Source organism: Helicobacter sp., assembly GCF_014799995.1.
In the GTDB taxonomy this organism is placed as follows: domain Bacteria; phylum Campylobacterota; class Campylobacteria; order Campylobacterales; family Helicobacteraceae; genus Helicobacter_D.
This window is the reverse complement of record NZ_JAAVGY010000060.1, coordinates 24771-37002: the sequence shown is the minus strand read 5'-3', so window position 1 is coordinate 37002 and position 12232 is coordinate 24771. Positions and strand designations below refer to the sequence as shown.

The window sequence follows — 12232 nt, the reverse complement described above, 5'->3', positions numbered from 1 at the left end:
TTCCGAACCTAGCAGTTAAGCTCTTCTTCGCTGATGATACTGCTCTTTGCAAGAGTGGTAAAGTAGGACGGTGCGGAGATGAGAGTGTAAAAGACAATAGAGTTGGTCTCTTTTATTTAGAATTCCCTGATAGTTATTGTATTTTTATTGTTTGTTTGAAAGTTTAGAGGTAATGAGGGTTTAATTACTTATTTATTTCTTATAAGGTTGTTTTATGCCTTGATGAAATCTTTCTGCTTTGTATCTATGGTTCTAGTTTCTTATTGCTTTGGAAGTTTTTAGTTTTTAAGAAGGGGGGTTTGGATTGTTTTTATTTTGTTCTTACAGGTATTAAAGTGTAAAAGTTTAATGTTGGGGAAATGATGATAGGATAAAATATCAAAAGTTAATGCAAAGAGAATATATGTTTTAGGGGTTATAGTTTTAGTGTCTTGTCAGTCAAGAATTTAGGAATTATATTTAAAGAATCCTGCCTTAAAATCAATTAGAGATTCTATCTTTGCAAATACTTTTATCCCCCCCTTTGTTTTATGAGATTAATTTTTGCAGTAAGGATTGCCACGATTCCACAGGCAGAATCTTGCAAGGACATTTCCCATTGCGTCATTGCGAAGCTTCATTAGAGGCTGTGGCAATCCATAATGATGAAATAGAAAGAAATATTTCATTCTTGCGAGAAGATTTTTAAATTTGCGTGGCGGTTCATATAATACAAGATTTTTGTATGCAATCAAAACAATATTTAAAACGAATAATGCGAGAATCGGCTTATCCCGATTCTTTAAAGATAATATTGCTTTTATAATTTCCAATAGGGCGAAAGATTCTTTTTGACTTCTTTAATTGCGGCTTGTTGGTCTTGGGTTAAGTAATTGCGGACAATGAGCCCTTCGGTAATATCCTTAACTTCCGTATTTTCTCCACTCATCGCTTCAATTGTTTTTAAGATACAGAATGCCATATAATTACCCTTGCCGCCCTCTAGGATTCCAATTAGATGACCTTGTGCGTCTCTATCTGCAATGGCTTTAATCATTTTTGTCGGTTTATAATATCCATTAGCCGTTAATTGTTGTCGGCAAAGTGGGTCAAATATATTTGCGGCATCTCCTGCTCCTTATGGCATTGGAATCACGACATTATATCCCTTTCCTTTACCCTCTCCAATCCAATTAGCATTCCTATCCGCCGCACTATTTTCTGCAACTGCGCCCGTTTGATGAATTTTAGCATACAAGACTTCATCTGTATCAATCCAAGCATCCTCAATTCCTTTTTTGTAGTGATTGTCAATGTCAATAATCATAATGCGTTTGAGTCCATATTTCTGTCTCGCATAATGAATGAGTATATTAAAGTTATTGACGACACAAAAGCCAAAGCCTTTATCGCGTTCAGCGTGAGCTGCTGGTGGTCGTTGCAAGCAAAATGCGTTTTGAATTTTGCCAGACATTATAGAATCTAGGGCATTAAAATCTCCACCGACTGCTTCTCTAATTACATCAAGTCCGCCTTTGCCTATTTGGCAAAGTTCGCCAACATCCCCGCCATTTTCATTGCTTAGTTTCTCTAGTTTTTCAATATATTCTTTTGAGTGAAATCCAATAAGAGATTCCTTATCCACTTTATAAGAGGGTATGGCAACAAGTTTTTCTAACAATCCTGTTTTGCCAAGCATTTCATAGGCTTCAGCTACTCTTTCTCCTGTATCGTAATAATCCCTAGTGCTTATCCAAGGGTTGTTTCTCGCAGAGAGGCAAAGATAGCCCTCACCTGCCTCGTAGTTTGCAAATGTTTCCGAATACATCAAGCCTGTTTTTGTCATAACGACTCCTTTTAAATTAATTACAATATATGAACATTTATTCATATATTGTAATTATAAAAATAAAATTCTTAAATTTTTATAAGGAACTAGTTTAAAATCTCTAAACAACTAATATTGGGGAAATAAATTTGGAATCTAAATCGTACGAAATTTTATATAATAGGAGAAAGAGGATTATATAAAATATAACTTAATTTAAGAAAATATTTATAAAATTGCGCTATAATTCTGCCTCTATTCCAGAAGCGATTTTGGACTTTAAGAAGTAAATTATTATGAGAGGTAAAGCTATGAATATTACCAAAATGGCAAAAGCCAATGAAATTAAACGCGATTGGATTGTTTTGGATGCTGAAGGCAAGACTTTTGGTCGCCTTATCACTGAAATTGCTACGCTTTTAAGGGGCAAACACAAACCTTGTTATACTCCAAATGTTGATTGTGGCGATTTTGTAGTGGTTGTCAATGCGCCTAAAGCAAAGTTTAGCGGAATGAAATTAGAGGATAAAGAGTATTTCACTCATTCGGGATACTTTGGTAGCACCAAATCTAAAACGCTCCAAGAAATGCTAGAAAAGCACCCAGAGAAACTCTATAAGCTAGCTGTTCGCGGTATGCTTCCTAAGACAAAATTAGGTCGTGCAATGATTAAGAAGTTAAAAGTTTATTGTGATGCAAATCATCCGCATAGTGCGCAAGTCTCCAAAGAATCAAAATAAGGATTAACAAATGGCAAAAATTTATGCAACAGGGAAAAGAAAAACAGCTATTGCAAAGGTATGGCTAACTTCGGGAAGTGGCAAATTAAGTGTCAATGAAACAAATCTTAACGATTGGTTAGGCGGACACGAGGCAATCAAAATGAAAGTAATGCAACCTTTGCTTCTCACTAAACAAGAAAAAAGCGTAGATATTGTTGCGGTTACTTTTGGCAGTGGCTATTCTGCACAAGCAGAAGCTCTTAGACACGGAATCTCTAAAGCCTTAGCGCTTTATGATATTAATTTCAGAGCAATTCTTAAGCCCAAAGGCTTATTGACTCGTGATTCCAGAGTGGTAGAGCGTAAAAAATACGGAAAACGTAAAGCAAGAAGAAGCCCACAATTCTCAAAAAGATAATCAGGGATTCTATATTTCTAAAAGCCTTTTGGGTTTTTGGAAAGCCTTGCTTTTTCAATCTGTTCCATTTATGTTTCCTCAAACAAGCCGACAATTTTTTGGTATCCAAATTCCACAATTCTCAATTATCTTTTTTCATCTATTTTTTATTTTTTTGCTTGTTTTGATTCACTTGGGATTCCATTGGATAGATTTTCTACTTTTGCAAGCACCTGAAAATTTCTTTGAAGGGACATTGATTCTCACTTCAATGGATGCCTATTACTATGCTAAAGGCACGCGAGATTTTCTTAACTTGCTAAGTGGAGATTCAGAAACACTAGAGATATTCAAGGCATTTGTTACTTTGCACCCACTTGCGCTTCTTGGTGGAATCCTTGCAAAATGGACAAGTTTAGCCTTTGTGCTGACTTGGAGCAGCGTTATTTTAAGCATAAGCACAGGAATCTCACTGTATTTATTGGGCTATCAGATTCTTTTGCAAATCATTCAAAGCCTTTTGTCTCTCTTGCAAAGGCAAAACAAACAAGCAACGGAATCGCCAACACAAACGCTTAACTGGACATTTTCACTGCCCTGTATTCAATTTTTGGCATTTTTGGCGAGTTTGGTTGCGATTCTTTCACCTAGTTTTTACCAACGCGTAGGCGTAGGATATTTTGATACCGATATGCTTTTGCTTGTTTTTCCTCTGCTTGCATTCATCTTTTTACTACACTTTTTAAATGCCCCCCAGCTCTCTTTTAAGTTTCTTGCATTGTTTGGAGTTTTTGGTTATTTGGCGATTGCTTGGCATAAGGGTATCCAGAATCTATTGCTTTTGGGATTCTTGCTTTTTGTTGTTTTAGAGATTATCAAATTTTTAAAAGCCCGCACGATTCCTCCCAAATCCCTAGCCCTCATTTCTGTTTTTTTGATTATTCTTACCCCCTCATCTGTTTGTTTGTTGGCATTTATTTTGCTTTTAATTGGAATTGGGAGATTCTCTAGGTTGTGGATTGGATTGCTTTTTAGTCTAGGGTATGCCATTGCATTTGGGCTTTTCAATCCATTTTTAACCCAAATCAATGCGTATTTTTTCGGCTCAACACAGGATTCCAATGCTTATGTTTATGCTTCTGTCGTCAATGGAATCCTAGAAACAATGCCCATAAGCCTCGCTACATTAATAGAACGGAGCGGGGGGATTATGGTTTTTGGTTGTGGGCTTTTGGGTTTTTTGTGTTTTGGGATTTTTGGCATTTGTTTGCGATTCCATCTTTATTCTAAATGTCTGTGTTTTAGTAGATTATTGGAATCTAATTCTAAAACTCTCCCCCTCGTGCAAGAGGATTCCAAAGATTATGGCAATCCTTTCAAAGGGCTTTTTGAAATTTTTCTTTTTCTCTTACCCTTTTGTCTGTTGGGTTTAGGGGCTATTCCTTTGGGCGCACGTTTTAGTTTTTTTTTAACCCCCATTATCGCATTGGGGCTTGCCTTTTTGGGTTTTGGTGTTTTGAATGTTTTGAAGCGATTCTCTATCCCCGCACTATTTGTTAGTAGCACTGCTGTGGCAATTTTTATAGCAAATTTGCAGTATAAGATTCCGCCCCCGATTCTCACACAGGCAGAAATTCAAGCATTTAGAGATTTGGATTCCAAGCTAAATCTGCAAGACATTGTATTTTCGTGGTGGGATTATGGATATGCGTTAAGCTATTTTACCAAAGCGCAAGTGTTGCTTAATGGCGCAAGGCATTCAGGTGCTGTGAATTTTCCTATTGCCAAGATTCTGCTTAGCCCCTCTCCTACATTGTTTTATCATTTTTCCTTAAAGCTTGCACAGGCAATGCAAACACTTTCCCCTAAACAATGGAATCAAATCTTTGAGATTCTTTCGCATAATCAAGATGCAGATGCGTATTTGAATGCATTAGAGTTAGAATCGCAAACCTTAGAACTATCCAATGGAGCAAAGGTTTATTGGGTTTTGCCTCTGCGCATTTTGCCATTATTGGCAAACATTAATGCTTTCGCCAATGTGGATTTAAAAAATGGCAAACCATTAGAAGAAAGTATTTTTGTTTTTTGGGATTCCGCACAAAATGCCCCAAACTTCCAACCCCAAACAATATTGAATCTTTACGATAATTTTTATACAAGCCTCACAGATACGCGAGTAAATTTGCCATTAACGCAAATCAATTTTGGCAGAAATTCACTTTTGCTAAACTCTTATTATCTCAAAAGCAATCTGATTCAAATGTTGCTTTTTGGCAATTATCCTGCTCAAATTAGCGCAAGTGGAGGCATTGTGCGTATATTGCAGCTACATTAAGGAGTAAAAATGTGTGGAATCGCTGGTGCGTTAAACTATCCTAAGCTTTCTTTGGACGCCATTTACACATTAATGCGTCATCGCGGACCTGACGATAGGGGAGCGTTTTATGATTGGACGCAAAAGGGCTTGTTACAGCTCTTTCACGCGCGTTTGAGTATCCAAGACTTGAGCACTCTAGCGTGCCAACCAATGGCGTGTGGCGATTTGTGTCTTATTTTCAATGGTGAGATTTATAATCATTTAAAATTGCGTGAGGGATTGGATTTTGCCTTTCAAACTCATAGCGATACAGAGACGATTCTAGCTCTTTTTAGCAATTTTGGCGAGAAGTTTTTAGAATCCCTAAACGACTTAGATGGCATGTTCGCTTTCGTGCTCTATGATAAAAAGAAGCAAAAAGTCTATTTTGCGCGTGATAGAATGGGCAAAAAACCGCTTTTTTATTATAAGCAAGATTCGCAATTTATTTTTGCAAGTGAGTTAAATACCCTATGTGGAATCTTAAAGATTCTCAAAGAGCCTTTGGAAATAGACTTTGAGGCGATTAATTTCTATTTGCAAAGTGGGTTTTTTTATCACGATGGAGCACCCTATAAAAATGTATTCGCGATTCCTAATGGAAGTTATGGAATCTTGGATTTAAACACATTGCAATTTATGCTAAAGCCTTATTTCGCATTAGAATCCTGCTATCGCTTGCCCAAAATTACAGATGAGCAAGAAGCCTTAAGGACTTGCGAAATCTTGTTAAAGCAAAGCATTCAAAATCGCATAGAATCTTCGGATTTAGAAGTGGGGGCTTTTTTAAGCGGGGGGATTGATAGCTCTCTCATTGTCGCTTTAGCCTCGCAGATTAAGCCCAATCTACGCACCTTTACGATTCGTTTTGAAAATGCAATGTTTGACGAATCGCATTTAGCCGAGCAGACTGCGCGCAAGTTTGGCACAAGACACCAAAGCCTAACCATAAGCACAAATCTAATCCAAGATGTGCCGAAAATCTTGCAATCCTATGGGCGTCCATTCTTTGATAGCTCCGCGATTCCTAGCTTTTATGTCGCAAAAGCGGCTAAAGAGCATTTGAGCGTGATTCTTAATGGCGATGGAGCAGATGAGTTATTTGGGGGCTATCGCCGTTATGTTGGACATTTATTGTTGCCCAAGATTCTACCTCTAAGCATTTTGAAAGAAAAATTACCCAAACCTAGTGTCAAGCAATCCCTTTATAATTATTTCTATCGGCTTTTGCAAATGGCTAGCGCATACAAACAGAATCTAGCGCAATACTATCTCTATGCCACAACGGATATTTTTATGGGATTCCATTCTTTTGAGAGTGCGCAGGATAAAGAATTTCAAGCGGAGGTAGAATCAGTTTTTCAAGGCAAATACTCCCCGCTCTCTCAAATGTTGCTTTTAGACGCTAAAAATTTGCTTTGGTGTGATTTGTTGCCCAAAATGGATATTGCCACAATGGCGCATTCTTTAGAGGCGCGTTCGCCCTTTTTGTCTAAAAGCTTAACGGAGTTTGCGCCTACTTTGGCAGATAGTTTAAAGGTACGCGGAATCACAACGAAAGTTTTGCTTAGAAAGTTGGCACAAAAGTATTTGGATAGAGCAGTCGTGAATGCTCCCAAAAGAGGCTTTGAAGTGCCGCTTAGTGCTTGGATAGAGGGAGAGTTAAAGAAGCTTGTTTTAGACACTTTGCAATCTCCCCAAATCGCACAAGAGTTTTTGCCTAAAAATATGTTAGAATCTCTTTGCAATGCGCCGCACAAATATCCTAGAGAAAAACGTGCAAAAATGCTATGGAGTTTGTTCGCGCTTGAAATGTGGTATCAAAAATTTAAGGAAAATCAATGGAATTAAACAAAGAGGAATTAGAAAGATATAATCGCAATATTTTATTAAGCGGAATCGGAGTCGAGGGACAAGAGAAGCTTAAGAATGCGCGCGTGCTTGTGATAGGGGCAGGAGGACTTGGCTCTGGGGTACTTTATTATCTTGCAGCTGCTGGAGTAGGGAATCTTGGCATTTGTGATGGTGATAGAGCGGACTTGAGTAATTTGCAGCGACAGATTCTGCATAATATGCAAGATTTGGGCAAAAACAAAGCAGATTCTGCTTATGATAAGCTAAAGGCACTCAATCCTAGTCTCAATTTACGCGTTTTTAGGGAGCGGCTCAATGTAGAAAATATCCAAGAAGTTCTGAAAGGTTATGATTTGGTGATTGAAGCCACAGATGCCTTTAACTCTAAATTTCTCATCAATGACGCGTGTGTGCTTTCTCATAAGATTTTGGTTCGCGCAAGTGCCTTGCACTTTAGCGGGCAAGTGATGAGTATCAAGCCCAAAGTCAGTGCGTGCTATGCTTGCTTGTTTGATGCTCCACCAAAGGGGGAAATGCCAACGGGGGCGAGTGTTGGAATCTTGGGGGCTGTGGCGGGATTGTTTGGTGTATTAGAAGCCACAGAGGCGATAAAGATTATCACAGGAGTAGGAGAGCCACTTTTTGACAAACTGCTGACTTGCGATGTTCGTTCAATGGACTTTCGCAAGATTGCCATTAAGCGCAATCCAAGCTGCCGCGTTTGTGGAGAAAACGGAATCACAAAGCTAGAAAGTGCAGTGTATGAGTAGTCTTTGACGCAAAACTTGCTTTGCCGATTATTTTAAATCTCAATATTCAGCGAAGATTCCATTTTAATTTGTGTTAAATTCTCCTTGTTTTCTTGCCTTTTTGCCTCAAGCTCCCGCTCTTTGCGCTTCTCTTCAAGGCTTTCAAGGAGCTTTTCTAATATTGTTTTTTCCTCTTTGCTATCTCCACTTTCAGATACAGCCCACCCACTAAGCGAGCCATCGGCATTAATCACAAATCCGCTTGCGGCGATTTTACCTCCCGTCATTGTGGTGGTTTGAGGATTCTTAGCAAGTTCGTTTATATCATAGATGAGTGCCTCATATTTTTCCCTTGCTTCTTTGTTGGTTGCCATTTCTTGCAAAATATTTGGGGCAATGGTAAGGTTGTTTAGCCCCTTGTTATCGCCATTGATTTTTAGGTTTGTAAATTTTGCAGACAAATCTTTCAAGACTTCATTGGCATTGCTTTGTTCAAAATTTTGCGCTTTGACATAATCATAAGCCGCACCTGTAACATATACGCCATCTAAGGATTGGATAGACATTTTTGCTCCTTTTCGCCATTTACCTTAAATATCGGATAAAAAATCAAAAACTTGATAGTTCTAAGCTCAAATTAATATAAAAGTCTATAAGTTTGGGCAATCAATAAAAGAGGCGGAATGTTGTAATGGAATCGCAAAGTTTTGGTGCATTGATGCAAGAATGGCTGTATGGTGAAGAGGGTTATTATCGTAAGGTGCGCGTAGGCAAGGCAGGGGATTTTTATACCAATGTCAGTGTGGGGAAGTTTTTTGGCTTCACACTTGGATTTTATTTGCAGGGGATTCTTAAAGTGCAAAAGGGCAGAATCGCAATCATAGAAATCGGCAGTGAACAGGGTGATTTAATCGCAGATATTGCAGAGTTTTTGCATTTATATGGGCAAGAAAATATAGAATTTTGGACGCTAGAGCCTCTAAAAAGCTTGCAAGACATTCAGAAAGATAATTTCTACCAAAGGCTTGGGACAGAGTTACAAACTGCCACGCAATTAGAGGATTTAAAGGGTTTAGAGGTTGCATTGTTTGTGAGTAATGAGCTTTTGGACGCTTTTGCCTGTGAGCTAGTTTTCAAAGGAGAAATGGCGTTTGTAGAGGGCGGGGAGTTAGTTTTTAAGGAAGCAAATGCCAAGATTTTAGAGTTTGCTAGGGCGTTTAATGTTGTTATCGGAGAGATTCCGCTTGGCGCATTTGAGTTTGTAGCAAGTCTCTCCCAAGTCGCGCCTAAATGGCTCTTTTTAGGCTTTGATTATGGCGCACTTGATGCGAGAAATTCCTTTTCTTTGAGGCTTTATACGCAGCACCAAACGCAAAATTTCTTTCTTAATCCGACCTCCAAGATCTGTGATTCTAAACTCTTAAAATTGTTTGGCAAAGTGGATTTGACTTATGATGTGAATTTCGCCCTTTGGCGCGAGGCATTTTTGCGTGCTGGTGGGAGGGAATATTTCCTCTGTGTGCAGAATCGCGCACTTGTGGATATGGGGCTAGATAAAATGTGCGAATGGTATATTAAGCATTTTGGGTTAGAGCATTATATGACGCAGAGTTCCAAGATTCGCACTTTGATTTCGCCCGGGGCTTTGGGCGAGCGATTCTTTGGAATATGTTTTGCAAATTTTGAAATTTAGGCACATAACTAAGAAATCTGCAATATGGAATCTCACCGAGGCTATAAAGTATGGCATTTTGTCATTGTGAGCGAAGCGAAGCAATCCATAATGTTGGCTGCCTAAAAATATTCAATGGAGAGATAAGTAATGATAAATTGCCACAAATGCTTGTGCATTCTTGTAAGGACAAATCCTAGCAGTCATTGCGAGGACTACAAGTATGAAGCAATCCGCAATGCGGAATCACGAATAGACACAAACTTGTCATTATTGGCTATAATTGCGCAAAAATTTCATAAGGCAAAGAATGGATTATGATGTCATTGTAGTGGGTGGAGGACACGCAGGGATTGAAGCCTCTGTGGTCTCTGCAAAAATGGGTTGCAAAACCTTGCTTATCACAATGCTTGTGGAGCAAATTGGCGCGGCAAGCTGCAATCCTGCAATTGGTGGGCTTGGGAAAGGGCATTTAGTCAAGGAAATTGACGCACTCGGTGGCGTTATGGGCTATATTACAGACAAGAGCGGCATACAATTCCGCACCCTCAACGCTTCCAAAGGTCCAGCAGTGCGTGGAACACGTGCGCAAATTGATATGGACAGATACAAAATCATTGCACGTAATCTTTGCTACCATACAAAACATTTAGAAATTACGCAACAAATCGTAGAATCCCTGCTACTTAATGACGATAAAACCGCTGTAATCGGGCTTGTAACCTCTATTGGCAAGAGGTATTACGCAAAAAAAATCATTTTGACGACCGGCACTTTCTTGCGAGGTAAAATCCACATTGGAGAAAGCACTTCTAGCAATGGGAGAGCAGGAGAGCCTCCCGCTTCTGCATTGGGTGAAAATTTGCGCACGCTTGGAATGGAAGTTGGGAGATTAAAAACCGGCACTTGCGCACGCATTAAAGCAAGCAGCATTCACTTTGAAAACCTAGAAAAACACATTGGCGATACTCCCGCTCCCTTTTTCAGCCAAAGAACGCAAAAAGAGCTTGGGGAGGAAGAATTTAATCCGATTCAGCTTCCTTGCTATGTAACCTACACCAATGCCAAAACGCACGCAATTATTCGCGCAAACTTTCACCGCGCACCTTTATTTACAGGACAAATTGAGGGAATAGGACCGCGCTATTGCCCAAGCATTGAAGACAAAGTGCATCGCTTCTCCGATAAAGAGCGACACCAACTTTTCTTAGAGCCACAGACGCTAGAAGCGAACGAATATTATATCAATGGTTTGACAAGCTCGCTTCCTTTTGATGTGCAAGAGGCGATGATTCATAGCATTGAGGGATTAGAAAATGCGGAAATCGTGCGCTATGGCTATGCGATTGAATACGACTATATCAATCCAACCGAGCTTAGACATACATTAGAAACTAAAAAAATCAAGAATCTCTACTGCGCAGGACAGATTAATGGCACAACAGGCTATGAAGAAGCAGGGGCACAGGGCATTTTTGCGGGCATTAATGCGGCTTTGAGTGCGCAAGGAAAAGAGGAAATCACTCTCAAACGTAATGAGGCTTATATCGGTGTAATGGTTGATGATTTGGTTACCAAAGGCACGAAAGAACCCTATCGTATGTTTAGCTCACGTGCAGAATATCGCTTACTCTTGCGCGAGGGAAACGCCCTCTTTAGACTTGGCGAGCTAGCGCATAGATTAGGATTAATGGATACATCGGATTTCACGCAACTAATGCAGGATAAAAAGCACATTCAAGAGGGCATAGAATGGCTTCAATCAACCCCTATCACACCCACACTAGAGATTTTGAAGTTCTTAGATTCTATTGGGGAAGAAAAAATCAGTAATAAAACGACTTGGAGCACGATTGTAAGTCGCCGCAGTTTTGATTTGCAAAAACTACTCAAAATCAACGCAATCACAAAAACCCCTTTCGCAAATTATTCCACACGCGCATTAGAAGAAATTTTGGTCGAGACAAAATACGCAAACTACATTCAAAAGCAACAAAACCTCATTAATAATATGGACAAAATGCTAAGCATTGCGATTCCGCAAGACTTTGTGTTTGACGGGATTCCGGGCTTGAGCCTAGAAGTGATAGAGAAACTCAAAAAATTCAATCCCAAAAGCTTGTTTGAAGCAAGCGAAATCAGCGGGGTAACGCCTGCAAGCTTGGAAGTCTTGCAACTCTATATCCATTTGCGCAATAAAAATCAATAAGTCTTTAGATTCTATATATCAAGGAGGTGTGATGTGTTCCTTTTTAATAGTCGCTAGCGGGGGTGCATTGGGAACAACTTTGCGGTGGTTGATTCAAAAAATCTTTATATATTTATCACAACAATTTCCTTATTTCCAAAATTTATCACTTGGCACATTATGTGTCAATCTTATCGGGGGATATTGCATTGGACTCCTAAGCTCTCTATTGCTTCATTATCACGCAAATGAAAGCTTAAAACTCTTTGTGATTGTGGGATTTTTGGGAGGTTTTACAACTTTTAGTTCCTTTAGTATGGAATCTTTGGAGTTACTTAGACGCTCTCAATACACTCTTTTCTGCCTGCATATCCTTTTGCATACTTTTGGTTTAATTTTTATGGCGAGTTGTGGTTTAGCTACTTTTCAAGCCTTTAAAAGCCACTAGATAGCCTGTGATTTTGGTCTTGCAATGACGCAAGTG

The 12232-nt window shown here is 39.2% G+C and carries 13 protein-coding genes; 10 read left to right on the top strand and 3 right to left on the bottom strand.

Annotated features, from left to right (window positions below):
• The first annotated feature begins 499 nt into the window (after positions 1-499).
• Complete coding sequence (locus HDT10_RS09465; protein ID WP_290882758.1) at positions 500-688, top strand: hypothetical protein; 189 nt, start codon at positions 500-502, stop codon at positions 686-688.
• Between the two features lie 111 nt (positions 689-799).
• Here HDT10_RS09465 and HDT10_RS09460 read toward each other — a convergent pair whose 3' ends face one another.
• Both HDT10_RS09460 and HDT10_RS09455 read right to left on the bottom strand, forming a co-directional pair.
• Entirely contained in the window at positions 800-1036 is a 237-nt protein-coding gene (locus HDT10_RS09460) for a hypothetical protein (protein ID WP_290882756.1), read from the bottom strand.
• Positions 1037-1117: 81 nt separating this feature from the next.
• A complete protein-coding gene (locus HDT10_RS09455; protein ID WP_290882753.1) occupies positions 1118-1825 on the bottom strand; it encodes a hypothetical protein in 708 nt (235 codons plus the stop codon).
• 293 nt (positions 1826-2118) lie between these two features.
• Between HDT10_RS09455 and rplM the strand changes: the two genes are divergently transcribed.
• From rplM to HDT10_RS09430, 5 genes are all read left to right on the top strand, one after another.
• A complete protein-coding gene (rplM, locus tag HDT10_RS09450; protein WP_290882761.1) occupies positions 2119-2547 on the top strand; it encodes a 50S ribosomal protein L13 in 429 nt (142 codons plus the stop codon).
• A 10-nt stretch (positions 2548-2557) separates the two neighbouring features.
• Positions 2558-2947, top strand: a complete 390-nt coding sequence (gene rpsI, locus HDT10_RS09445; RefSeq protein WP_290882751.1) for a 30S ribosomal protein S9 — start codon at positions 2558-2560, stop codon at positions 2945-2947.
• A 70-nt stretch (positions 2948-3017) separates the two neighbouring features.
• Positions 3018-5264 (top strand): STT3 domain-containing protein, encoded by a 2247-nt coding sequence (locus tag HDT10_RS09440; protein ID WP_290882748.1) that lies wholly within the window; start codon positions 3018-3020, stop codon positions 5262-5264.
• 9 nt (positions 5265-5273) lie between these two features.
• A complete protein-coding gene (gene asnB / locus HDT10_RS09435; protein WP_290882746.1) occupies positions 5274-7136 on the top strand; it encodes an asparagine synthase (glutamine-hydrolyzing) in 1863 nt (620 codons plus the stop codon).
• On the top strand, positions 7127-7909 hold the full coding sequence (locus HDT10_RS09430) for a HesA/MoeB/ThiF family protein (RefSeq protein WP_290882744.1): 783 nt from the start codon (positions 7127-7129) through the stop codon (positions 7907-7909). The genes asnB and HDT10_RS09430 overlap by 10 nt, the downstream gene beginning before the upstream one ends.
• A 32-nt stretch (positions 7910-7941) precedes the next feature.
• Here the strand turns inward: HDT10_RS09430 and HDT10_RS09425 are convergent, their stop codons facing one another.
• Positions 7942-8454 carry a DUF6033 family protein gene (locus tag HDT10_RS09425; protein ID WP_290882741.1) on the bottom strand — a complete coding sequence of 171 codons (513 nt, stop codon included), beginning with the start codon at positions 8452-8454 and terminating at the stop codon, positions 7942-7944.
• A 125-nt stretch (positions 8455-8579) separates the two neighbouring features.
• Here HDT10_RS09425 and HDT10_RS09420 point away from each other — a divergent pair, with 125 nt between their 5' ends.
• From HDT10_RS09420 to crcB, 4 genes are all read left to right on the top strand, one after another.
• Positions 8580-9581, top strand: coding sequence for an SAM-dependent methyltransferase (locus HDT10_RS09420; RefSeq protein WP_290882739.1), 1002 nt, complete (start codon positions 8580-8582; stop codon positions 9579-9581).
• Between the two features lie 50 nt (positions 9582-9631).
• Positions 9632-9760: a hypothetical protein gene (locus HDT10_RS09415; protein ID WP_290882737.1), complete on the top strand. Its 129-nt coding sequence runs from the start codon at positions 9632-9634 to the stop codon at positions 9758-9760.
• 110 nt (positions 9761-9870) lie between these two features.
• Positions 9871-11769: a tRNA uridine-5-carboxymethylaminomethyl(34) synthesis enzyme MnmG gene (mnmG, locus tag HDT10_RS09410; protein ID WP_290882734.1), complete on the top strand. Its 1899-nt coding sequence runs from the start codon at positions 9871-9873 to the stop codon at positions 11767-11769.
• 31 nt (positions 11770-11800) lie between these two features.
• Positions 11801-12196, top strand: coding sequence for a fluoride efflux transporter CrcB (gene crcB, locus HDT10_RS09405; protein ID WP_290882731.1), 396 nt, complete (start codon positions 11801-11803; stop codon positions 12194-12196).
• Positions 12197-12232 lie beyond the last annotated feature (36 nt).

Bases quoted from the DNA above. Each gene is read 5' to 3' on its own strand.
- HDT10_RS09460 (WP_290882756.1), bottom strand. From the start codon at position 1,036: ATGATTAAAGCCATTGCAGATAGAGACGCACAAGGTCATCTAATTGGA.
- HDT10_RS09455 (WP_290882753.1), bottom strand. From the start codon at position 1,825: ATGACAAAAACAGGCTTGATGTATTCGGAAACATTTGCAAACTACGAG.
- rplM (WP_290882761.1), top strand. From the start codon at position 2,119: ATGAATATTACCAAAATGGCAAAAGCCAATGAAATTAAACGCGATTGG.
- rpsI (WP_290882751.1), top strand. From the start codon at position 2,558: ATGGCAAAAATTTATGCAACAGGGAAAAGAAAAACAGCTATTGCAAAG.
- HDT10_RS09440 (WP_290882748.1), top strand. From the start codon at position 3,018: ATGTTTCCTCAAACAAGCCGACAATTTTTTGGTATCCAAATTCCACAA.
- asnB (WP_290882746.1), top strand. From the start codon at position 5,274: ATGTGTGGAATCGCTGGTGCGTTAAACTATCCTAAGCTTTCTTTGGAC.
- HDT10_RS09430 (WP_290882744.1), top strand. From the start codon at position 7,127: ATGGAATTAAACAAAGAGGAATTAGAAAGATATAATCGCAATATTTTA.
- HDT10_RS09425 (WP_290882741.1), bottom strand. From the start codon at position 8,454: ATGTCTATCCAATCCTTAGATGGCGTATATGTTACAGGTGCGGCTTAT.
- HDT10_RS09420 (WP_290882739.1), top strand. From the start codon at position 8,580: ATGGAATCGCAAAGTTTTGGTGCATTGATGCAAGAATGGCTGTATGGT.
- HDT10_RS09415 (WP_290882737.1), top strand. From the start codon at position 9,632: ATGGCATTTTGTCATTGTGAGCGAAGCGAAGCAATCCATAATGTTGGC.
- mnmG (WP_290882734.1), top strand. From the start codon at position 9,871: ATGGATTATGATGTCATTGTAGTGGGTGGAGGACACGCAGGGATTGAA.
- crcB (WP_290882731.1), top strand. From the start codon at position 11,801: ATGTGTTCCTTTTTAATAGTCGCTAGCGGGGGTGCATTGGGAACAACT.